The sequence below is a fragment of the Heyndrickxia acidiproducens DSM 23148 genome, assembly GCF_000374345.1.
In the GTDB taxonomy this organism is placed as follows: Bacteria; Bacillota; Bacilli; order Bacillales; family Bacillaceae_C; genus Weizmannia; species Weizmannia acidiproducens.
Genome location: NZ_KB893998.1, coordinates 1 through 23,100 on the forward strand (window position 1 = coordinate 1; position 23,100 = coordinate 23,100).

Annotated in this window: 21 protein-coding genes, 1 pseudogene and 1 other annotated feature; of the genes and pseudogenes, 16 read left to right on the forward strand and 6 right to left on the reverse strand. The window is 47.2% G+C overall.

Translation table 11 applies throughout. The annotated features are described in order from the left end of the window. The 7 genes and pseudogenes from C232_RS19400 to trpA form a co-directional block, all read left to right on the forward strand. Window positions 1–200: pseudogene (locus tag C232_RS19400) on the forward strand (group II intron reverse transcriptase/maturase); the annotation flags it as partial. Between the two features lie 101 nt (window positions 201–301). Next, window positions 302–549 (forward strand) — a binding site (T-box leader). Window positions 550–617: 68 nt separating this feature from the next. Then, the gene (gene trpE / locus C232_RS0109805) at window positions 618–2,015 is read left to right on the forward strand and encodes an anthranilate synthase component I (RefSeq protein ID WP_026314562.1); all 1,398 of its coding nucleotides are present in this window, start codon (window positions 618–620) and stop codon (window positions 2,013–2,015) included. After that, window positions 1,996–2,595, forward strand: coding sequence for an anthranilate synthase component II (locus tag C232_RS0109810; RefSeq protein ID WP_018663845.1), 600 nt, complete (start codon window positions 1,996–1,998; stop codon window positions 2,593–2,595). Before trpE ends, C232_RS0109810 begins: the two co-directional genes overlap by 20 nt. Then, window positions 2,579–3,604 carry an anthranilate phosphoribosyltransferase gene (trpD, locus tag C232_RS0109815; RefSeq protein ID WP_018663846.1) on the forward strand — a complete coding sequence of 342 codons (1,026 nt, stop codon included), beginning with the start codon at window positions 2,579–2,581 and terminating at the stop codon, window positions 3,602–3,604. Before C232_RS0109810 ends, trpD begins: the two co-directional genes overlap by 17 nt. Window position 3,605: 1 nt before the next feature. Beyond that, window positions 3,606–5,021 (forward strand): indole-3-glycerol phosphate synthase TrpC, encoded by a 1,416-nt coding sequence (gene trpC / locus C232_RS0109820; RefSeq protein ID WP_018663847.1) that lies wholly within the window; start codon window positions 3,606–3,608, stop codon window positions 5,019–5,021. Beyond that, a complete protein-coding gene (gene trpB, locus C232_RS0109825; protein ID WP_018663848.1) occupies window positions 5,008–6,207 on the forward strand; it encodes a tryptophan synthase subunit beta in 1,200 nt (399 codons plus the stop codon). The genes trpC and trpB overlap by 14 nt, the downstream gene beginning before the upstream one ends. Continuing rightward, entirely contained in the window at window positions 6,207–6,998 is a 792-nt protein-coding gene (gene trpA / locus C232_RS0109830) for a tryptophan synthase subunit alpha (protein WP_018663849.1), read from the forward strand. Before trpB ends, trpA begins: the two co-directional genes overlap by 1 nt. Before the next feature lie 263 nt (window positions 6,999–7,261). Here trpA and C232_RS19405 read toward each other — a convergent pair whose 3' ends face one another. Together C232_RS19405 and C232_RS19410 are read right to left on the reverse strand one after the other, a co-directional pair. Beyond that, window positions 7,262–7,438: a YfhD family protein gene (locus C232_RS19405; RefSeq protein WP_018663850.1), complete on the reverse strand. Its 177-nt coding sequence runs from the start codon at window positions 7,436–7,438 to the stop codon at window positions 7,262–7,264. Between the two features lie 87 nt (window positions 7,439–7,525). Next, complete coding sequence (locus C232_RS19410; protein WP_081622750.1) at window positions 7,526–7,645, reverse strand: YfhE family protein; 120 nt, start codon at window positions 7,643–7,645, stop codon at window positions 7,526–7,528. Window positions 7,646–7,783: 138 nt separating this feature from the next. On the opposite strand from C232_RS19410, the gene recX reads away from it, so the two are divergent. Beyond that, on the forward strand, window positions 7,784–8,578 hold the full coding sequence (recX, locus tag C232_RS0109845; RefSeq protein ID WP_018663852.1) for a recombination regulator RecX: 795 nt from the start codon (window positions 7,784–7,786) through the stop codon (window positions 8,576–8,578). 16 nt (window positions 8,579–8,594) lie between these two features. Next, the gene (locus tag C232_RS0109850) at window positions 8,595–8,912 is read left to right on the forward strand and encodes a YfhH family protein (protein WP_018663853.1); all 318 of its coding nucleotides are present in this window, start codon (window positions 8,595–8,597) and stop codon (window positions 8,910–8,912) included. Window positions 8,913–9,079: 167 nt separating this feature from the next. Here C232_RS0109850 and C232_RS0109855 read toward each other — a convergent pair whose 3' ends face one another. Next, on the reverse strand, window positions 9,080–9,235 hold the full coding sequence (locus tag C232_RS0109855; RefSeq protein WP_018663854.1) for a small, acid-soluble spore protein K: 156 nt from the start codon (window positions 9,233–9,235) through the stop codon (window positions 9,080–9,082). A 125-nt stretch (window positions 9,236–9,360) separates the two neighbouring features. Further along, entirely contained in the window at window positions 9,361–10,341 is a 981-nt protein-coding gene (locus C232_RS0109860; RefSeq protein ID WP_018663855.1) for a metal-dependent hydrolase, read from the reverse strand. A 159-nt stretch (window positions 10,342–10,500) separates the two neighbouring features. On the opposite strand from C232_RS0109860, the gene mutY reads away from it, so the two are divergent. After that, on the forward strand, window positions 10,501–11,622 hold the full coding sequence (gene mutY, locus C232_RS0109865) for an A/G-specific adenine glycosylase (protein ID WP_051086228.1): 1,122 nt from the start codon (window positions 10,501–10,503) through the stop codon (window positions 11,620–11,622). Between the two features lie 38 nt (window positions 11,623–11,660). Here mutY and C232_RS0109870 read toward each other — a convergent pair whose 3' ends face one another. Continuing rightward, a complete protein-coding gene (locus tag C232_RS0109870) occupies window positions 11,661–13,118 on the reverse strand; it encodes a glutamate synthase subunit beta (RefSeq protein ID WP_018663857.1) in 1,458 nt (485 codons plus the stop codon). A gap of 70 nt (window positions 13,119–13,188) precedes the next feature. Next, window positions 13,189–17,751, reverse strand: coding sequence for a glutamate synthase large subunit (gene gltB, locus C232_RS0109875; protein WP_018663858.1), 4,563 nt, complete (start codon window positions 17,749–17,751; stop codon window positions 13,189–13,191). Between the two features lie 134 nt (window positions 17,752–17,885). Between gltB and gltC the strand changes: the two genes are divergently transcribed. The 6 genes from gltC to C232_RS0109910 all read left to right on the forward strand — a co-directional run bounded on the left by gltC (window position 17,886) and on the right by C232_RS0109910 (window position 23,071). Then, window positions 17,886–18,791, forward strand: a complete 906-nt coding sequence (gltC, locus tag C232_RS0109880; RefSeq protein ID WP_018663859.1) for a glutamate biosynthesis transcriptional regulator GltC — start codon at window positions 17,886–17,888, stop codon at window positions 18,789–18,791. Between the two features lie 58 nt (window positions 18,792–18,849). Then, window positions 18,850–19,602: an enoyl-[acyl-carrier-protein] reductase FabL gene (fabL, locus tag C232_RS0109885; protein WP_018663860.1), complete on the forward strand. Its 753-nt coding sequence runs from the start codon at window positions 18,850–18,852 to the stop codon at window positions 19,600–19,602. A gap of 126 nt (window positions 19,603–19,728) precedes the next feature. Next, window positions 19,729–19,953: a gamma-type small acid-soluble spore protein gene (locus tag C232_RS0109890; RefSeq protein ID WP_018663861.1), complete on the forward strand. Its 225-nt coding sequence runs from the start codon at window positions 19,729–19,731 to the stop codon at window positions 19,951–19,953. A 341-nt stretch (window positions 19,954–20,294) separates the two neighbouring features. Next, window positions 20,295–20,543 carry a YgaB family protein gene (locus C232_RS0109895; protein WP_018663862.1) on the forward strand — a complete coding sequence of 83 codons (249 nt, stop codon included), beginning with the start codon at window positions 20,295–20,297 and terminating at the stop codon, window positions 20,541–20,543. A gap of 124 nt (window positions 20,544–20,667) precedes the next feature. Continuing rightward, the gene (gene ntdP, locus C232_RS0109900) at window positions 20,668–21,198 is read left to right on the forward strand and encodes a nucleoside tri-diphosphate phosphatase (RefSeq protein WP_026314563.1); all 531 of its coding nucleotides are present in this window, start codon (window positions 20,668–20,670) and stop codon (window positions 21,196–21,198) included. 124 nt (window positions 21,199–21,322) lie between these two features. After that, window positions 21,323–23,071, forward strand: a complete 1,749-nt coding sequence (locus C232_RS0109910; RefSeq protein ID WP_018663865.1) for an ABC transporter ATP-binding protein — start codon at window positions 21,323–21,325, stop codon at window positions 23,069–23,071. Window positions 23,072–23,100 lie beyond the last annotated feature (29 nt).

Below are 23,100 nucleotides of genomic sequence, written 5' to 3' on the forward strand. Positions count from 1 at the left end.
GGAAGAGAGTACGCACAAGATTTTATTGGCTCAAGAAATTAGGGATCAATAAAAGTAAAGCTTGGGAATGGGCAAACACAAGAAAAGGCTACTGGAGAATTGCCGGCAGCCATATCTTAACCAGAACCTTAACAAACGAACTCTTCCGAAGAGCAAGGTATATAAGTTTTCTGGATTATTATCTGTCTGTAAGGTCGTAAACTTTAGAACCGCCGTGTACGGAACCGTACGCACGGTGGTGTGAGAGGTCGGCTAATCAAATAATGATTAGCCTCCTACTCGATCGTTCTAAAATAAAATAAAAAAATCGTGGAGTAAGAAGAGTATGTAATCGGATGCGGCACAGAGAGCCGGCATGGGTGGGAATCCGGCACGCTTACGATTACAGAATGGGCTTACGAGAGATTTCCTGAATCTATAGTAGGGAAAGACGGCTTCCCCCGTTAACGGGATAGGGTATAAAAACGGGAGAGCCGTTTCGTACCCGAATGAGCGGAAAGGTTGAAGGCCTTTCAAAAGGGGTGGCACCGCGTGAAAAGCGTCCTCTATCCAAACAGCAAAATGCTGCTGTTTGGGTAGGGGGCGTTTTTTTATTGATCGAAAAAGGAGAGAAATTCATGGAACAGAAAAATTACCAGTTTAAAATTGTCAAATTGAATGGTGATATTTTAACGCCGATTATGATATTTACGAGATTAAAAGGAGCCGGAAAGTTCTTGTTTGAAAGCTCGCTGCCGAATGACAGCAACGGCCGCTTCTCATTTATCGGGTCAAAACCGGCGAAAGAATTCATCGGTACGGCAGATACAGTAACTGTTATCGATCATATGTCGGGCAGGACGGAAAAGAAAACAGGAAAGCCGCTGGAGATTATAAAGGAGGCATTGCCCCGCATTGATATTCCGCTGCCGTTTCCATTTTACGGCGGCGCGGTCGGCTATATCGGCTATGATACCATCCGCCAGTATGAAGAGATCGGAGCAGTGCCGGAAGACGAAATCGGCATTCCTGATTTGCATGTCATGGTGTACCAAAATGTCGCAGTCTATGATCATAAAAGCCAAACCGTCTACCTCGTCTCCATCCATGAAGACGGGCAGGTGATTGAAAAAAATCTGGAGGCGATGGAAAAAGCAATTTTTAAGCAGACAAAGGCAGAACCGTTTGTCGATTTGGGGCCGGTTGAATTTGTACCGTCCATTGAAAAAGCAGCCTTTATGCAAATGGTGGAAAAAGCAAAGCAGCACATTGAAGCAGGGGATATTTTCCAGGTTGTCCTGTCGCAGCGGATGAAAGGAAAGCTTGACCACAACCCGTTTTATTTCTACCGGAAACTCCGGAAAGCCAATCCATCGCCATATATGTTTTACCTCGATTTTGGCAGCTATGTCGTGCTCGGCGCTTCCCCGGAAAGCCTGATAAAGACAAAAGGAACGACCGTTTATACGAACCCGATTGCGGGAACAAGGCCGCGCGGGCAGTCGGAAGCAGAAGACGTATCCCTTGAAAAAGACCTGCTGCAGGATGAAAAAGAGCTGGCGGAACATAAGATGCTCGTTGATCTGAGCCGCAATGACTTAGGCCGTGTATGTGTGCCCGGCACCGTCCATGTCCATAAATATATGGCGGTCGAACGCTTCCAAACAGTCATGCACATTGTGTCGGAAGTCCAAGGCGAATTGAAGCAGGGGTACAGCGGCGTTGATGCTCTGGTGTCCTGCATTCCGGCCGGCACGGTGTCAGGCGCGCCAAAAATCAGGGCGATGCAGATCATCAATGAATTGGAAAAGCAAAAGCGCGGCATGTATGCAGGCGCGGTCGGTTATATCAATTTCAACGGGGATATCGATTTTGCACTGGCGATCCGCTCGCTCCTGATTAAGGGCCATACCGCTTACCTGCAGTCGGGTGCAGGTATTGTGTACGATTCGGATCCGGCGCAAGAATACCAGGAAACGCTCAATAAAGCAAAATCCATTCTGGAGGTGCAGGCAAATGATTTTATTACTCGATAACTATGATTCTTTCACTTATAACTTGTATCAATATATATGCGAACTTGGCCGGGAAGTAAAAGTCGTCCGCAATGACCGGATCACGGTTGAGGAGATTGAAACACTCGCACCCGAGGCGATTATTTTATCGCCCGGGCCGGGAATTCCGGAAGATGCCGGCATTTCGGTGGAAGTGGTCCGGAGATTATACCGGAAAATTCCGATCCTGGGCGTTTGCCTTGGCCATCAGGCGATTGGCTGCGCGTTCGGGGCAAAGATTGTGAAGGCAAAAGAAATCAAACATGGCAAGACATCGATGGTTGAACATAATGGGAGCGGCGTTTTTGCCGGCCAGCCCGCACCTGTCAAAGTCATGCGCTACCACTCATTAGTCCTGGATAAAAACAGTATTCCCCAAGAACTGGAAGTAATGGCGAGATCTTTGGATGACGGGGAAATTATGGCGGTTAAGCATAAAAGCGCACCTTGTTACGGGATCCAGTTCCATCCTGAATCGATCGGAACAGAAACCGGGAAACAAATGCTGGAAAACTTTTTACACGAAATGAGAAAGGATGAGCAATATGAAACCATATCTTGAAAAAATTTTAGCGCAAAAAAGCCTGACTTTTGCAGAAATGCAGGAAGCGTCAAGGGAATTATTTTCAGATGAAATAACGGAGGGGGAAATGGGCGCATTTCTGGCGACCTTGAAGTTTAAAGGGGAGACGGCCGAAGAAATTGCCGGGCTTGTCGAAGTGATCCGCGAAAAAGCCGTGCCGATCCCGTGTAAAGTCCGGGGGCTGATGGATAATTGCGGGACAGGGGGAGACGGCAGCCACAGTTTTAACATCAGCTCGACATCGGCATTTGTGCTCGCCGGCGCCGGCATTAAAGTCGCAAAACACGGGAACCGCAGCGTTTCAAGCCGGACTGGAAGTGCAGATGTATTGGAAAACCTGGGAATCTCGTTATCTTTGCCAAAAGAGGAGGTTGAAAGCCTGCTTTCAAACATCGGGATTGTGTTCCTGTTTGCTCCGAATGTCCACCCGGCATTGAAAAAAATGATGAAGATCCGCAAAGATTTGCGGATCCCGACGATTTTTAACCTGATCGGGCCGCTCACCAATCCAATGAATTTGGAAACACAACTGCTTGGGCTGTACCGGCGCGATTTGCTTGCAACGATGGCGGAAGTGCTTGGCCGCCTCGGCAGAAAACGGGCGCTTGTCGTTAATGGCGCAGGCTTCCTTGATGAAGCATCCTTGTCCGGCGAGAACCACTTTGCACTTTTGGACGGCGGCAAGATCACAAGATTCACACTCTCGCCTGAAGATGTCGATCTTCCGGTTTATCCGAATGAAGCGATTCGCGGCGGGGATACACAAACAAACAGCAAGATTTTACTTTCAGTGTTAAATGGCGAAAAGAGCCCTTACCGGGACACGGTGCTGTTTAACGCCGGGCTTGCAATATTTGCGGCCGGTAAAGCGGAGACGGTGAAAGAAGGCATCCGGCTGGCAGAAAAATGCATTGATTCAAAAGCGGCGCTGGAGAAACTGCACGCACTTGCCGAAGCCAGCCGCAACTTAACACAAGAGGTGATCTGAATTGACATTTTTGGAAAAAATCCTGGCCGAAAAGCAAAAAGAAGTGGAGCGTCTGAAAGCGGACGGAGCCGTGTTTGAACCATCGGGAAGGAAAGCCGCTTCCTTGTATGAAACGTTTATGCATGCGGAAAAAACGAGTATTATTGCGGAAATCAAAAGGGCTTCCCCGTCAAAAGGCGATATTAAAACAAGTATCGATCCGGTCCGGCAGTCCATCCACTATGAAAAGGCGGGGGCCGGCGCCATTTCCGTCTTAACGGATGAAACGTTTTTCAAAGGCAGCGTCCAGGATTTAAAAGCCGTGAGTGATGCGGTTAAACTGCCGGTTCTTTGCAAAGATTTTATCATCGATGAAATCCAGATTGAGCGGGCAAAAGCAAACGGTGCAAGCGTCATCCTTTTAATCGCGGCCGCACTTGCACCAAAGCGATTGAAACAGCTTTATGCATATGCACACAAACAGGGGCTTGAAGTGCTGCTTGAAGTGCATCATGAAGCCGAACTGGAAATTGCGCTTGCTATGGGTGCCAACATCATCGGCATCAATAACCGCAACTTAAAAACGTTTGAAGTGGACCTTGGCGTTGTAGAACGGTTGGCCGGAATGATCCGGGACCCGAACATTCTGGTTATCAGCGAAAGCGGGATCCGTACCCGAAAAGATGTCCTGCGCGCAGAAAAAGCAGGGGCAAAAGCGATTTTAGTCGGTGAAACATTCATGCGGGCGGGCGACCCGGAAAAAACAATCAAGCAGCTGATCGGTGTGCCTGAAAAACGGAAAGTGAAAATCTGCGGCATCCGGACATTGGAAGCAGCAAAGGCTGCTGTCGAAGCAGGTGCGGATATGATTGGTTTTGTTTTTGCCGATAGCAGGCGGAAAATTACACCGGAAAAAGCCACACAGATTGCTGCACAATTACCCCGGGATATTGAAAAAGTCGGCGTGTTCGTGAATGAAAAGCCTGAAATAATTACAAAAATTGCCGATATCGCAGGCCTTGATTACGTCCAGCTCCACGGGGATGAAACGCCGGAACAGGTAGCCGCGATTCCTTACCCTGTCATTAAAGCCTGCGCCGTGCAATCACGGAAGGATATTGAGGGGCTGCAGGCTTATCGCTGTGATATGGTGCTATTGGACAGTCCTAAAGGGAAATACCGCGGCGGCAACGGAACCGCTTTTGACTGGGAACTCGCAAAAGATCTTTCCAAACACCGGACCGTCATACTTGCCGGGGGGCTCTCGGCGGAAAATGTTGCCGAAGCCATATTCACCGCCCGGCCGCAAATCGTTGATGTTTCAAGCGGTGTTGAGACAGACGGGGAGAAAGATACGGAAAAAATCTTTGCTTTTACGGCGGCAGCCAAAAACGCATTCAATAAAATAGAGGAGCGTGACAGCTATGTTAACCTATAAACAACCTGACAAAACCGGACATTTCGGTGCATTCGGCGGAAAATTTGTACCGGAAACGCTGATGCCGGCCATAAACGAACTGGAGAAAGCGTATAAAGAAGCGATCCTTGATCCGGCTTTCCATGAAGAACTGGATGGCCTGCTTAAACAATATGTCGGCCGTGAAACGCCGCTTTATTACGCGAAAAACTTAACGAAGCTTGGCGGCGGCGCGAAGATTTTCTTGAAACGCGAAGATTTGAATCATACCGGCGCCCATAAAATTAACAACACGGTCGGCCAGGCGCTGTTGACGCTCAGGATGGATAAAAAGAAAGTGGTCGCTGAAACGGGCGCGGGCCAGCACGGTGTCGCAACGGCAACTGTGTGTGCTTTGCTTGGCCTCGACTGCATGATCTTTATGGGCGAAGAAGATATCCGCAGGCAAAAGCTGAATGTTTTCCGGATGGAACTGCTCGGTGCTGAGGTGAGAAGTGTTACGCAGGGGAGCGGCACATTGAAAGATGCGGTCAATGAGGCGCTGCGCTACTGGGTCAGCCATGTCGAGGACACCCATTATATTATGGGATCCGTTGTCGGCCCGCACCCTTTCCCGCAAATTGTCCGGGATTTTCAAAGCGTGATCGGAAATGAAACGAAAAAGCAAATTATTGAGCAAACCGGCAAACTTCCCGATGCCGTTGTTGCCTGTATCGGCGGCGGCAGCAATTCGATGGGCATGTTTTATCCATTTATAAAAGACGAAACGGTGAAACTGTATGGTGTGGAAGCAGGCGGCGCCGGTGTGGAAACCGGAAAACACGCGGCATCTTTAAGTAACGGCAAACTCGGCGTCCTGCACGGGATGAAGACGTATTTGCTGCAGGATGCGGATGGCCAGATCCAGGAAGCCTATTCTGTCTCGGCCGGACTTGACTACCCTGGTGTCGGCCCCGAGCACAGCTATTTGAAAAAGACCGGCCGCGTTACTTACACATCCATTAATGATGAAGAAGCATTGCAAGCCTTCCAGTTACTTGCGAAAAAAGAGGGCATTATTCCGGCATTAGAGAGCGCCCATGCCGTCAGTTTTGCGATGAAACTGGCAAAGGAAATGGGAAAAGATGAATCGCTTGTGATTTGCTTATCAGGCCGCGGCGATAAAGATGTAGAAGCGGTCAGTGACTTGTTTGGAGGGAGAAAGTAATGGGAAAACAAAAATTAACGGCAAGCTTTGAAGCAGTATCAGCACGAAATGAAAAAGCGTTTGTCCCTTATATCATGGCGGGGGATGGCGGGCTTAAAAAGACGCAGAAAAGGCTTGAATTTTTGGAGGCTTCAGGTGTTACGGCAGTTGAGCTGGGCATTCCATTTTCAGATCCGGTTGCTGATGGGCCAACGATCCAGGCGGCAGGCATCCGGGCGTTAAAGGAAGGCACGACGCTGAAAAAAGTGCTCGACCATTTAAAAGCCCATCCGCGCCAGGTGCCAATTATCTTAATGACGTATTTTAATCCGATTTTTTCATACGGCATCGAAAAGTTTACAGAAGATTGTGCTCAGGCCGGTGTTGACGGGCTGATCATTCCGGACTTGCCGCTTGAAGAAGAAAACGTTATGGCAGCGGAACTTGAGAAGAAGGATTTGGCCTTTATCCGCCTTGCTGCGATTACAAGCCCGGAAGAAAGGCTCAAGGAAATCGCCGCCCGCTCGGAAGGCTTCCTGTATGCTGTTACGGTCACAGGCACAACCGGAAGCCGAACCCGTTTCCATGACAACATCGAAGCTTATTTAGCCCATTTATCCGAAATCAGCAGCGTGCCGGTTCTGGCGGGATTCGGTGTTTCCACCCCCGAACATGTCCGCCATTTAACCGCTTATTGCGACGGGGTCGTAGCCGGAAGCCGAATCATTGAGCTTTTTGAAAAAGATGATCAGGTAACAATGAAAGAACTGATTGGAAGTGCAAAACGAAAAAACAGTTTGGCACAAAAATGAAATATTGTCAAGGTCAACTGATAAGCAAGAATGTGAAATGAGAGATTTGCCCACAGATTTATTCACAGAGCAGTCCTCTAATTTTCAAGGCTCGCCAAGGTTATCAACAATATACACAGTTTATGCACAGGATTTAACCACAATTTAATACACAGATTGGTGATGCTGTTTTTCCTTATATCATAACGAAAGCAATAAGTTATACACATTATCCACAGTTTAAAAAACGGGAGCCTGTTATTAAAACGCGGCTCCCGTATGGTTTATTGTTTGGCTCTTTTCTCTGCTGCTTGAGAACGGGCTTGTGCTTCACGGTCATCCTGGTCTGCAAGCACCTCGGAAAATTCGACATCCCTGCCGTCTATTTTCATATTCTTTGGTACCTGAGGAAGTGTAGCTTTGTTTTTATCACGTGTTTTATGTTTATGCGCTCTGCCCATGCTAAAACCCCTTTCAAGCACATTGTATGCGGAAAAACCCGCATCTTTAATGTTTGTTGAAAAGGCATTTGCTAAACAGGTAATTATTTACGACCGTTTTTCTGTGTATCCGCCGGCACGGTCTGCTTTTTTAAACTCGCGCTGATAGGTCACTTCCTGCATGCTCCGCAAATTGCTTTTGGTTTGTACCTTCTTATCTTTTGGCATGGCAAATCCTCCTTTTGATCCCATTTCCATCAGCGGACAACCCCCACTGATGGAGGTTTCATTTTAGGATTAGTATTCCCCGTTTTAGCGTGAACTACACGATCGATGGTAAAATAAGAAATGAGAGGGGGGTTTTATGTGCCGGTAATTACGAAAATCTCTGTACAGAAACACAATGCGGAGCGTTATAATATTTTTCTTGATGGGCAGTACCGGTTCAGTGTCGATGAAGAAGTGCTGGCACGGTTCCAGCTGTTGAAGGGGAAGGAACTGGATGAACTGGACATTGAATCGATTCTTGCCCAGGATGATGTCCGCAAAGGCGTTAATACTGCAATCCAATTTCTTTCTTACCGGATGCGCTCTGAAAAAGAAGTACGCGATGATTTGCGAAAAAAAGAATTTGGCCCTGAAGTAATCCGGGAAGTCATCTTAAAACTATACGAAATGCAATATTTAGATGACGCGGAATTTGCTGCAAGCTTCGTCAGGACCCAAATGAATACAACTCATAAAGGCCTGGGCGTGATTGAAAGGGAGCTCCGCCAAAAAGGAATTGCTCCTGTACATATAGAAAAAGCACTGCAAGCGTTTAATACGGAAAAACAAGTAGATCATGCACTTGTCCTGGCACAAAAGCTGGCAAAGAAACATGCAAAGCTGTCCGAAAAAATTTTAAAGCAGAAAGTGGAACAGGGCCTTCTCCGCAAAGGCTATCCATCCGGCATCATCAGGATGGCAATGGATGAACTCCATATTGTAAAGGATGAGGAGGAAGAATGGGCGGCGCTGCAGCTGCAGGCAGAAAAGGCACAGCGCAAGTACGGGAAGCTGCCCGGTGCCGCTTATGAGCAAAAGATGAAACAGGCTTTGTATCGAAAAGGGTTTCCACTTGATTTAATTGACCGCTATTTGCGCGAACAACAAGAATAAAGGGGACAAGGGGAAAATGGAAAAAAGGTACAGTGACATGAGCACGTATGAGTTAAAACAAGAAATTGCACAATTGACAGAAAAAGCCCGTAAAGCGGAACAGCTGGGGATTGTGAATGAATTTGCCGTTCTGGAACGGAAAATCATGATGGCAAAGTCGTATTTGCTGGATCCAAACACCTTTAAAAAAGGTGAAATATATGAAGTGGAGGGGGACCCGGGCGTTTATTTTAAAATTGATTACATCGATGGCGTATTTGCCTGGGGCTACAGGATCAGCGGCGGAAAACCAATTGAAGCACTGCCGGTCGCAATGCTAAAGGCAGTGAAGTAAGGCTGTGCTGGGATCTTTAAGGCATCTCACAGTTCTATAAGCTGAATTGGGATTCATAAGCGGTACGAAGGGATTTCGAGGGTTTTTTTACGTGAAATGTTTTTCATTAGCGTTAGCATGTTATTTGAAAAAGGAGCGCCCAAAATGAATTAGGGCACTCCTTATTTTTACTCTCCTCTATGGCTGGATGCCCGCATGCGTTCCTGCGGGTGGGTATTGGTGGTGCCGTCTGCGCGCTTTGAAGCGTATTCGGCTTTGGCGCGCGGCTCGCCTTCAAATACATTGTCATGTTGGTATGGGAATCCCTTTTCTTTATTGCGCATGCGTGGCCCCTCCTTTTAAAAATAACCGTTGTGGAATGTGCTCCACAGCGGTTATTTTTTGCACCTGCCGTTATTTTTATCCCGGCTAACGGGCAGTAAGGATACTTAAATACTGGGGCCCTGCTTTATCTTGGTACAACATCAAGTTTTTTCTTCAATTTTTCTTTATTGAAGATCCAACCTGTATAGGATCCGATAATTTCCAAGTCGCGGTTCAGCTTTACGACCGCGACAAAAGGATAGTGGCCGTGGCTGCGGTACCTGAGATCGGTAAAGCGGATCTGGTACCCATTTTCTTTCTCCACAACCTGCCAGCGGTACACTGGGGAGAAGCTTAAGAAAGCGGACAAATTTTTATCTTGTTTCGCAGCCTGCAGGATTTCATTGTCCGGAACAGGCAGGCGCTTGAATTTATCAAGAATGGTAATATACGATTTATACGCTTTGGCAACATAATAATGATCTTTTGTTTTCACTGCAATTTTCCATTGGTGAAAGTGGATTGTAGGCGAAATGATGACTTTTTCCACATCCGGAATTGCAGCCAGCACCGCTTTTTTGACATCGTGCCGGGCTGTAAACCGCGCAATATAATATAAAAAAACAATGAAATACATTAGCGTAAAAGTGATGCCTGGCTGCGCCCCTAAAGCCCATGCAAGCAATCCGAAAATATGGATTGAAAAAATGATCGGGTCAAATGTATTAATGACACCAAGCGCTACCCATTTATACGAAAATGGCCTGAGAGCCTGGGTGCCGTATGCGTTGAAAATATCAACAAACACATGCAGGAAAACAGCCAGAGATGCCCATAGCCAAAGATGCAGCATATCTGTTCCCGGGAAAAAGATACCCAGCACAGCCGTAATGGCAAGCGGCCACAGCAGGACTGCCGGGACAGAATGGGTAATGCCGCGGTGGTTTCGGATATAAACGGCATTGTTTTTAAATTTTAACACTGTATCAATATCTGGTGCTTGTGAACCTAAAACCGTGGCGATGAGAACACTGTGAAAATGAACCGCATCTTGCGCAACTGCAGGGTCCAAAGTTGCTAAACCCCCCAGTGCAAATCCCATAACAATATGGGTTCCTGTATCCAATCCTATTCCTCCTAAAAGTGGTTCTGGTTCTTCCGGTAAAGCGCTTATTCTTCATTATGACTTCATCATATGGTAAATTAAAGAGAAATGCAATAGTTATGTGCTGAACAAAACCTGATCTTTTTTACAATATTATGCCCGATCAAAAGTGGAGTTAACATGTTAGTTGGAGGATTTACCGTGAAGAAAAATATACCGGATGATTATACAAAAGATCTTGATATACAAGCGTTTCAACACGATTTAATTTCCTGGTTTGAAAGAGAACAGCGGGAATTGCCATGGCGACGCGACCACGATCCTTATAAAGTCTGGGTTTCAGAAATTATGCTGCAGCAAACACGGGTTGACACTGTGATCCCTTATTTCCAGCGGTTTATGGAGCAGTTCCCGACCCTTGAAGCCCTTGCGGAAGCAGATGAAGACCAGGTGTTAAAAGCATGGGAGGGGCTGGGTTATTATTCGCGCGTCAGAAATCTCCACAGTGCCGTAAAAGAAGTGCAGGCGCATTATGGCGGCACTGTGCCGGATACGCCGGAAAAAATTACAAAGCTGAAAGGGGTCGGGCCTTATACTGCAGGAGCAATTTTAAGCATTGCTTACGGGCTTCCCGAGCCGGCCGTGGATGGGAATGTGATGCGCGTGCTGTCGAGAATTTTATTGATAGAGGAAGACATTGCCAGGCCGTCTGCACGCAAAATATTTGAAGCGGCCGTCCGCCGTATGATTCCTGATGATAATCCGTCTTTTTTTAACCAGGCATTAATGGAACTGGGTGCCCTCGTCTGTACGCCGAAGTCGCCGGCATGCCTGCTTTGCCCGGTACGTGAGCATTGCGGCGCTTTTGCGGAAGGGGTAACAGCCGAACTTCCGATTAAATCGAAAAACAAAAAACAAAAGCAGCATCAGCTGGCTGCGGCGGTATTAAAGGATGAGGATGGAAAAATTTTGATCCATAAACGCCCGAATGAAGGCTTGCTTGCTAATATGTGGGAATTTATTCAGGTGGAAGCAGGGGCGATTATTCCCGCAGAAAAAGTGCTGGCGGATTTTCTTGCTGAAGATTACGGCATCACGGCTGAAATTGAACCGTCTTATTTTACCGAAATCCATCATGTATTTACGCATTTAATATGGGATATCCATGTCTATGCCGGTATGATAAAAGGCAGCGTAGAGGAAACGGACAGTCTGAAATGTGTGCGGGCGGATGAAATGGACCAATTCGCATTTCCCGTTTCGCATCAAAAAATATGGAAAGCCTATCAAGGTAAATCATAAAAAAGAAGGAGGCAGCTCCTTCTTTTTTATGATTTTCGTTAAGCAGATGGCTGCTCGATTGCCTCGTTTTTGCCAATGAGAAACTGGTCGATTTCCTTTGCCGCTTTTTTTCCTTCCTGAAGGGCCCAAACGATCAGGCTTGCACCGCGTTTTGCATCACCGGCGGTAAAGATGCCTTCCGTAGTCGTTTGAAAGCTGCCCGGACGGGTTTGAATCCGGCCGTTAGCCACGGCCACGCCGGCTGTTTCAGACGGGTTAACGCCTTGGAAGCCAATGGCAATCAGCACCAAATCAGCTTCCCAAAACTGTTCTTCAGTTACAGGTACATCGGAAAACGGCACAGTCATTAATCCTTTAACACGACCGTTGTGATCACCGAGAAATTCAGTTGTCTGAATATAATATTCTCGCGGATCCTCACCAAATACTTTTAAGGTTTCTTCATAGGCGTAATCCAATGTAAACAGTGATGGATTAATCGGCCATGGTTCGTGTGCCGGGCGTTCTTTTGGCAGTTCGCCGTGCTTGCCGAATTGGACAACGCTTTTGCAGCCCTGGCGGATGGCGGTGGCCACGCAGTCTGCGCCGGTGTCCCCGCCGCCAATGACAATGACTTTCTTGCCTTTTGCCGAAATGGCCGGCTCGCCGGCTTCACCATGTTCCAGCAAATGTTTTGTGCTCGTTTTTAAGTACTGCATCGCGGGATAAATCCCGTTCAGGCTGCGGCCCGGAATGTCTATATCCCGCTGTTTTTCCGCTCCGATACAGAGAAGTACGGCGTCAAATTGCTGCCGGAGCTGATCAAGCGTGATATCCTTGCCAATTTCAGTATTGGCTTTGAATGTAATGCCTTCCGCCTGCAGTAAGTCAATGCGGCGCTGCACATATTTCTTTTCAATTTTCATATTCGGGATGCCGTACATCAGGAGACCGCCAAACCGGTCTTCTTTTTCAAAAACGGTAACATCGTGCCCGGCCTGGTTCAGGTCATCGGCAGCTGCCATCCCGGCCGGCCCGCTTCCGACAACGGCGACTTTCAATCCGGTCCGTTTTAACGGAATTCTTGGTTTCACCCAGCCTTCTTCAAAAGCCCTGTCAATAATTGCTTTTTCAATGCTCTTAATGGTCACCGGCTCGCTTACCAGTCCGGCTGTGCACGAACCTTCACAGGGGGCGGGACAGGCACGCGATGTAAATTCAGGGAAATTATTGGTTAAAAGCAGGCGATGGTAGGCTTCTTCCCATTTTCCCTGGCTGGCAAGGGTGTTCCATTCCGGAATTAAATTGTATAAAGGGCAGCCGCTTGTTTGCCGGCCGATTAACTCGCCCATTTGGCAGAAAGGGGTGCCGCATTCCATGCAGCGGGCTGCCTGTGTTTTCAGCTTTTCTTCCGGAAACGGTTTTTTGTATTCGTTCCAGTTTTGAACCCGTTTAAGGGCATCGACTTCCTTCGGTTTTTCTCGTTTTTTATCGATAAAATCAGTTGTTCCGCGCATGGTTCACTCTCACTCTCCTGAACAGCTTCACCCGGCTGTATTCATGAATCTGCAGCCGGATTAGTGAAGGTTATTTTGCTTCAGTTGGAAATGGTTCTTTTTCAACAATACTTAAGCTTTTTCCTGCCTTTTTATATTCAAATGCAGCCAATTTTGCTTCTTCAAGCGGCATTTGCTGATCTTTAAAGTATTGGATCAATGCCATCATCGCTTTATACTCGCGAGGGACAATTCTGATAAATTGATGCAGGGATTTTTCCCAGTTTTTAAGAATTCGTTTGGCAATGAGGCTGCCTGTATTTTGGTAATGTTTCTGGATCATATGGTAAAGCTCACGCAGCTCGCCATCTGAATCGGCCCCTTCCACGCTGACCAATTCCTGGTTGATTTGCGATAAAATTTCATTTTCTTCGCCAGCGCCCGTATAAATATAGGCGGTTCCTCCGGACATCCCGGCGGCAAAGTTCTTGCCAATCGGGCCGAGTACAACGACGCGGCCGCCGGTCATGTATTCACAACCATGGTCGCCGATGCCTTCCACGACAGCATGGACGCCGCTGTTGCGGACGCAGAAACGCTGGCCGGCTGTTCCGCGGATGTATGCTTCACCGGATGTGGCGCCAAAGAAAGCCGTATTGCCAATGATCGCCTGCGGTTCGTTTTGTTGCCAGCCTTCACCCGGTTTTACGATAATTTTCCCGCCGGATAAACCTTTGCCGACATAGTCATTGGCGTCGCCTTCCAAATTCAGGGTCAGGCCTTTTGGAATAAAGGCGCCAAGGCTTTGGCCGGCAGAGCCGTTCAAATTGATTTTGATGAAATCTTCCGGCAGCCCCTTGTCGCCGTATTCCTTTGTGATGATATGGCCAAGTGTGGTGCCGACAGCGCGGTCAGTATTTCGGACCGGCAGTGTAATGGCTGTTTTTTGTTTATTCCGTACTGAAACGGCCAGATGCTGTAAGGCGCGGCTGTCAAACCGTTCTTCCATTTTGTGGTTCTGTTTGACCTTGCCTTGTTCCGAAAGCAGGGTTTCAGAAGTTTTAAACAATAATTTATTTAAGTTTAGCTGTTTTGCTTTCCAATGGTTTTGTACTTCATCTTTCACTTTAAGCAGGCTTGTTTCGCCGATAATTTCGTTCAGGCTGCGGTAGCCGCATGCTGCCAGAACTTCACGGACCTCTTCAGCAATAAACCGCATATAGTTGACGACATGGTCAGGATTGCCCATAAAGTTGGCACGCAATTTTGGATTCTGGGTTGCGACACCAACTGGGCATGTATCGAGATGGCAGGCGCGCATCATGATACAGCCAAGCACGACAAGCGGTGCGGTGGAGAAGCCGTATTCTTCGGCACCGAGGCAGGCGGCAATGACAACATCTCTTCCGGTCATCAGCTTACCATCGGTTTCCAGTACAACTCTGTTGCGCAGCCCGTTCAAGGTTAGCGTCTGGTGCGCTTCTGCTAAACCAAGCTCCCAAGGCATGCCTGCATGTTTGATGCTTGTTTGCGGGCTTGCACCGGTGCCACCGTCGTGGCCGCTGATTAAAATGGTATCGGCAAGGCCCTTCGCCACTCCGCTTGCAATGGTGCCGACTCCGGCTTTTGCAACCAATTTGACTGATATGCGCGCACGCGGGTTTGCGCTCTTCAGGTCGTAAATCAGCTGGGCCAGGTCCTCAATTGAATAAATATCATGATGCGGGGGAGGGGAGATCAGCCCAACGCCGGTTGTGGAGCCGCGGACTTCGGCGATCCACGGATACACTTTTGTTCCCGGCAGCTGTCCGCCTTCGCCCGGTTTTGCGCCCTGCGCCATTTTAATCTGGATTTCATCGGCATCTGTCAAGTACAGGCTGGTTACACCGAAACGTCCGGAAGCCACCTGCTTGATGGCGCTTCGCCGTGAGTCGCCATTTGCGTCCGGCACATACCGTTCTTTTTCCTCGCCGCCCTCGCCGCTGTTGCTTTTTCCGCCGATGCGGTTCATGGCGATCGCAAGCGTCTCATGTGCTTCTCTGCTGATAGCGCCATAAGACATGGCCCCGGTTTTAAATCTTTTCCAAATTTGTTCAACCGGCTCAACCTCGTCAAGCGGAATCGGTTTGCGGCTGCTATTGATGGTTAACAGGCTGCGGATCGTTGCATAAGGGCCGCTGTGGTACATGCCTGAAAACTTACGGTAAGCTTCTTTATCATTTCTCCTTGCTGCCTGCTGCAGCGTGTACATCATTTGCGGGTTAAATAAATGGTATTCGCCGTCTTTGCGCCATTGCAGCTCGCTGCCCGGATCCAGTGCCTTATTATATTGGTAGAGCATTTCCTGCGCTTTTTCATAGCGTTTATAGGATTCTGCCCCGATTTCAGATACTCCGATTCCGCCGATTTGTGAAACGGTTCCGGTGAAAAAGCGTGCAGTTGTCTCTTCTGAAATGCCGAGCGCTTCAAAGGTCTGTGCCCCGCGATAGCTTTGCAGGGTAGTAATACCAACTTTTGTCATGATCTTTACAACGCTTTTGCGGATAATCTTGAGATAATTCCCAATCGCTTTTTTAAAAGGCAGGTCAATATGGCCGTCATCAATTAAGTTTTTAATGGTCTCAAAGGCCAGATATGGATGAATGGCATCAGCGCCGAAGCCGAGCAGCGCCGCCATGTGATGCGAATCCCTTGGTTCACCGGAATCGATAATCAGGCTGGCTTTCGGACGTGTCCCCAGCTTAATTAAATGCTGGTGGACAGCGGAAGTAACGAGCAGGGATGGCATCGGCACCGCGCTTTGGCCGACTTCCCGGTCCGATAAAATAATGAGTTCCGCACCGTCCGCAATGCTTTTGTCTACAGTTGCCAGCAGTTCTTCCAACGCCTGTTCAAGATTGCGTTCCGGAGTATAATAAGCCGGTATTTTTACCGTCTTTAAACCCATGTTTTGGACCGCATAGAACTTTGCCGTGCTTAAAAACGGGTGTTCCAGCTGGATTTTTTTATAATCAGTATCGTCATGGCCGTCTAGAGAAACCTGCGGGCCCAGCCATGTTACGGTTGAGATGACACAGGCCTCACGAATCGGGTCGATCGGCGGATTTGTAACTTGCGAGAAGCTTTGTTTGAAATAATGGAACAGCAACTGCGGCCGTTCTGATAAGACCGCGATCGGCGTATCGACCCCCATTGCGCCAAGCGGTTCTTTCATGTCCTGTGCCATTGGAACCACTGATTTTGTCAATTCCTCATATGAATAACCAAACAGGGTTTGCAGATAAGTCAGTTCATTTTTATCAAGCTGTGAAGCCGCAGAAATTAAACGCTTGGAATCCGGGATACGGACGACAGACTGTTCCAGATGTTCAGCATAAGGTTTTTCCAGGCTGACCAGCGCTTTTAACTCATCGCTTGGAATCAGCTCGCCTTTTTCCAGATCAACAAACAGGAAATGGCCCGGTTTTAAATGGTGGCGTTCTTTAATATTTTCAGCGTCAATGTCAACAACACCGACTTCTGAAGCAAAAATAATTTTATCATCGTTGGTGAGATAATACCGTGCCGGGCGCAGGCCATTCCGGTCCAAAACCGCACCGATTTGTTTTCCGTTTGTAAATTCGAGCGCCATCGGTCCGTCCCATGGCTCCATGATCTGGCTGTGGTATTCGTAAAAAGATTTTAAGTATGGCGGCAGATCTTCGTTGTTCTCCCATGGTTCCGGCACCATCATCATAATGGCGCGGGGGAGAGAAATGCCGTTTGTGGTCAAAAATTCAAGCACGTTATCAAAGACCGCGGAGTCGCTGCCGCTTGCATCGATGACGGGCTGGATTTGATTTAACGTCTCAAGGCCCAATTGATTGGCGAACAGAGAAATTTTTGCGTTAAACCAGTTGATATTTCCTTTGATCGTATTGATTTCCCCGTTGTGTGCGATGATTCTGTTCGGATGGGCCCTTTCCCAGCTTGGAAATGTATTCGTGCTGAAACGCGAATGAATGAGCGCCAGCGCGGATGTGAATTGGTCATCCTGCAGGTCCAGGTAAAATAAAGGGAGCTGTTCGGCTGAAAGCATGCCTTTATAAACAATGGTCCGGTTGGATAGGCTGGCCGCGTACAGGCCGGACTTGAATTTGTTTTCGACCAGTTTCCGCAGGATATAGATCTTTCTTTGAAAAACGGATTCTTCCATGCTATCGTTTAAAGAAGAAATGAAAATCTGGGCAATAAACGGCTGCGAATCTTTCGCCTGCTGTCCGAGCACGCCCGGATCCACCGGTACATTGCGCACACCGAGCACTTGAAGCCCGAGGCGGGATGCCTGCAGTTTAAATTCATTCAGTATTTGGTTTTGGGTGGCTGGATCGTGGGGCAAAAAGAGCATTCCGACTGCATACTCCCCTTTTTGTGGAAGGCTGAAGGAACATACGGCCTGGAAAAACTCATGCGGAATTTGCATAGAAATACCTGCACCATCACTTGTTGTTCCATCGGCATTTTTTCCGGCACGGTGATCCAGTCTTTTAAGCATCTCCAATGCAGTAGTAATGATCCCGTGGGAAGCGCGGCCTTTCATATCCGCGTAAAACCCGATGCCGCAAGCATCATGCTCGTATTCTGATTGGTAAAGTCCATATTGTTGATTATTCATTGCTTCACATTCCTTCCATAGTCAGCTCGAGTCCGAAAAGTATGATTATTTTAAATTTTACTCTTTTGTTATTCTTTCTTACAATATATAATTAAGATGGATTTAATCTCAAATTGAGAATGGTGTGATATTGAGTGGAATTAAGGCAGCTGTTTTACTTTATAGAAGTGGCCAAACGCGAGCATGTGACAAAGGCGGCAGACGAACTTCATGTCGCCCAGTCCGCAATCAGCAGGCAGATTTCGCTATTGGAAGCCGAGCTTGGGGTGGAGCTTTTTTTACGTGAAGGGAGGAATGTCAAACTGACGCCGATCGGGAAAGTTTTTCTCGAACACGCTGAAAAAGTTGTCCAGGAAATTGAAAAAGCAAAAAAAAGGATGAATGAATTCCTGAATCCTGAGGCCGGCCTGATCCGGCTCGGTTTTTCAACCGGTCTGTCGGTACAGTCTTTTTCCGCTTTTTTGGCGCAGTTCCGGGAGGGGCATCCGAATTTGCAGTATCAGTTCATCCAGGGTACCCCAAACGATTTGATCCGTTTAATTGAAAGCGGCGAACTTGATATTGCGCTGACTGCACCTGTCCCAACGGATCACCCGGCTGTTGCAGGCGATGTTTTATATATGGAAAAACTGATGCTGCTATTCCACCGCGGCCATTGGCTGGCAGACGAACCAATCATCCGGCTGGGGCAACTTAAGGCGGAACGGTTTATTACCTTCCGCCCCGGATTTTCAATCAGGGAAATGCTGGTGAACGCGTGCCAGCAGGCGGGATTTGAGCCTTCAATTGCGTTTGAAGGCGAAGATATGGAGACCATTAAAGGGCTGGTTGCGAGCGGAACAGGAGTTGCAATTCTTCCGGAGCCTGCGCTATTATTTAATTTGTCAAAAGAAATTATCACGGCTGAAATCAGCGATTATCATTTCACAAGGCCGGTTGGCGTTATCGTTCCGAAAAAGCGGGAGATGGCACCGTCAGAAAAAGCCCTTTATGAATTTCTGAGCGCTTTTTATGACCGCCTGAACCGTTTTCAAAGATGACGGGATAAAGGATTAAGGACATCCATCCGCTTGTTGAGGAATAAGGAAGGTGTTATGAATGGAAAATAAGGTGGCATTGGTGACGGGTTCAAGCCGCGGGCTGGGCCGGGCAATTGCGCTTGATCTTGCCAAAATGGGCTATGATCTCGTTATAAACTATGCAAGAAGCAAGTCAAAGGCAATGGAAGTTGCCGGGGAAATCGAAAAATTAGGGCAAAAAGCGTTGCTGGTGAAAGCAAATGTTGGCGACGTGGAAAAAATTAAAGACATGTTTGCACAAATCCGCGCTGCATATGGCAGGCTGGATGTACTGGTAAATAATGCCGCTTCCGGTGTGCTCAGGCCGGCTATGGAGCTGGAAGAATCCCATTGGAACTGGACGATGAATATCAACAGCAAAGGCTTGTTATTCTGCGCCCAGGAAGCCGCGAAAATGATGGAGGAAAATGGCGGCGGGAAAATTGTAAGTTTGAGTTCGCTGGGTTCAATCCGATATATTAAAAATTATACAAGTGTCGGCGTATCAAAGGCTGCGGTTGAAGCTTTAACCAGATATTTGGCAGTTGAACTGGCGCCGAAAAATATTATCGTCAATGCAGTTTCAGGCGGGGTACTGGATACCGATGCCCTGAACCATTTTCCAAATCAGCAGGAAATGCTGGAAGATGCGCGCAAAAATACGCCGGCGGGGCGCATGATGGAAATAGATGATATGGTGAAAACCGTGCGTTTTCTGCTGTCGGATGATGCCTTTATGATCAGGGGGCAGACCATTATCGTGGATGGCGGCCGTTCGCTGCTGTTAAATTAATTTTCCGGTACAATCGTATTCATGCGGCGGAAGCCAGTTTGTTACTGCCTTTTTTTGTCAGCTGGATTTTTAAAGGATAAATCCGCTCATCTCTGGACAGATTAAATGTCGTGGAGGTGAAAAAAGATGGCAAACAACTTTAACAAAGCTGCAAAAGGGCAATTCGGTTCTGAATTTGCAAGCGAAACAAACGCACAAAAAGTAAGAAAACAAAACGCACAATCCGCTTCTGAGTCAGGATCTTTCGGTTCTGAATTCGCAAGCGAAACGGATGCGCAGGAAGTAAGAAAACAAAACCAGCAATCAGAAGCTAAAAAATCACAAAACGCTGGTCAATTCGGCCAACAATAATTGCAGGATACAAAAAGAGGCACTCTTTCTCGAGAGAGTGCCTCTTTTCTTGCCTCTTTTTACTTAACAGCAGCGCCCTCCGCTTTTCTATGATCCAGCTGCGGGCGCTATCGGCTAGCGGATTTCTACGTCTTTTCCCTGCGATAAGTCAACATCGATTCGCCTTTTCAGCTCATCGTGTTTCCTATATCTCAGTCAAAGACTACGAAATCCGTACGCCGATAAGCAAGCGCCCTCCGCTTTTCTTGTTTTCGACAAAAGAAGTCAAAGGAATTTTAAGTGCCGTAAAGAATATGTGTTGATAGAGAATGGAATCCATCCCAAAAGGAGGCTGTTCAAATATGGAAAATTTTAATGAGATCGTCTTAAAACAAATGGATACGATGGGGAAGTTGTTATATTTGCAGTCGGAAATTGAGAGATGCCAAAAAGTCAAACGCGAGCTGCAAAAATTACAGGAAGAAACGAAGGTGGATAGCATTAAAGAAGAAATTGCGCAAATGAACAGCCAATTGTTTGAAATTCAAGATGTTTTTGAAACCCAGACAATTGAATTGATTCAGGTTTACCACAAAACAAAGATCTGTTAAAACAATCCTATTTGAAAATAGGGTTGTTTTGTTTTAAAAATATCCATTAACCGTTATAATAATAGAAAATATACTATGTTGCCAGGAATATACATATCAACAATACGAAAGTAGGCTAAAAATGATGGGGATTCCCGCGGAGGGTGAAAAAATACAAATACAAAGCTATAAACACAATGGCCATATTCACCGCATATGGGAAGAAACAACAGTGCTAAAAAGTACGAAATCACTGGTGATCGGCGCCAACGACCGCACGCTTGTAACGGAATCGGACGGGAGAACCTGGATTACAAGGGAGCCGGCCATTTGTTATTTTCATGCTGACCATTGGTTCAATATCATCGGAATGATCCGCGAAGACGGGATTTACTACTACTGCAATTTAGGATCGCCGTTTGCGTATGATGAGGAAGCGCTCAAATACATTGATTATGACTTGGATATTAAGGTATTTCCTGATATGACGTTTACGCTGCTGGATAAAGATGAGTACGAATACCATCGCAAAAAAATGGGCTATCCGGATGTAATTGATCATATTTTAAAACGGAATGTCGACAATTTGATCGATTGGATCCGGCAGCGGAAGGGCCCGTTCAGCCCGGATTTTATTGATATTTGGTATGAGCGGTATTTAACTTATTTACGTTAGGGGAATCACCTGTTGAATGGCCAACAGGTTTTTTATATGCTTTTTTGTGTATGTTCATTAAACGGGGAGTACATATGGACGAAAAAAATAGACTTGGAATTAAACGGGCCGGAGGGTATAGTGAGTGAATAGTGTAAAAAGATATATGAAATTTGTCAAACCGTACCGGGCGCAAATCTTTGCCACAATTGTGATTGGCATCTTGAAATTTGCCATCCCGCTGTTAATCCCGCTGCTGATTAAATATGTGATTGATGATATCATCGGGAATCACGGTTTGTCTGTGGATGAAAAAATGCATAAGCTCGTCTGGGTTATGTCGATTATGCTTGCTATATTTGCGATTGTACGGCCGCCAGTCGAATATTACCGCCAGTATTTTGCCCAGGGGACGGCCAGCCGGATTTTATATGATATCCGCGGCCGCCTTTTTACCCACCTGCAAAAATTGAGCTTTAAGTTTTATGCAAATACACGCGGGGGAGAAGTCATTTCGCGGGTTATCAACGATGTCGAGCAAACAAAGGATTTTGTGATCACCGGGCTGATGAATGTTTGGCTTGATATGGTGACCGTGCTGATTGCGATTGTGATAATGTTTATGATGGACGCCAGGCTTACGCTGATTTCGCTTGCTGTGTTTCCTTTTTATATTTTCTCTGTCCGCTATTTTTTCGGGAATATGCGGTTTTTAACGAGAAAACGGTCGCAGGCGCTGGCCGAGGTCCAGGGATATTTGCATGAGCGTGTGCAGGGAATGGCAATTATCAAGAGTTTTGCCATTGAAGATCATGAACAGAAACAGTTTGATAAACATAACGCTAATTTTTTAGAAAAAGCGCTGACCCACACAAGCTGGACGGCCAAATCTTTTGCAGTCGTAAATACGATTACCGATATCGCGCCGCTTTTAATTATTTTTGTTGCGGGTTATTTGGTGATCGGAGGCAGCCTGACAGTGGGGACGCTTGCTGCATTTATCGCTTATATCGATCATTTATACAGCCCGCTCAGACGGCTCGTAAATTCCGGCACGACATTGACGCAGGCGTTTGCTTCGATGGACCGGGTGTTCGAATTGCTCGATGAAACATATGATATTGACGATCTTCCTGATGCGGTTGAATGTAAAAATGTCCGCGGCGACATCCGCTTTGAAGGTGTTGAATTCCAGTACGCAAAAGGCGGAGAACCGGTTTTGAAAAACATCAATCTGCAGATAAAAGCAGGGGAAACAGTAGCACTTGTCGGCATGAGCGGCGGCGGAAAGTCTTCCCTGGTCAGTCTGATCCCGCGCTTCTATGATGTGACAAAGGGGGCGATCCTCCTGGACGGTACGGACATCCGTTCATTTCAGGTCCGGAGCTTGCGTGATAAGATCGGAATGGTACTGCAGGATCATATTTTGTTCAGCGACTCGGTCAAATCAAATATTCTGCTGGGGAACCCAAACGCCTCGGATGAAGAAGTGGTACAGGCTGCGATTGCTGCCAATGCCCATGATTTTATTATGAATTTACCCGAGGGTTATGACACAACCGTCGGCGAAAGGGGCGTCAAGCTCTCGGGCGGGCAAAAACAGCGGATTGCCATCGCCCGTGTCTTTTTGAAAAACCCGCCGCTTTTGATTTTGGATGAGGCGACTTCAGCACTTGATCTTGAGAGTGAGCATCTGATCCAGGAGGCGATCGATAAATTGGCGCGCAACCGCACCACTTTTATCGTCGCCCACCGCCTCTCCACCATCACCCACGCCGGCCGCATCATTTTAATCGAAAACGGTGAAATTAAAGAAATGGGAACCCATGAACAACTGATGGAAAAACAAGGGCTTTATTACAACCTGTTTCAAATCCAGCAATTGGAGTCATGACACAATCGGAGGCTGCTGTCTCCGATTTT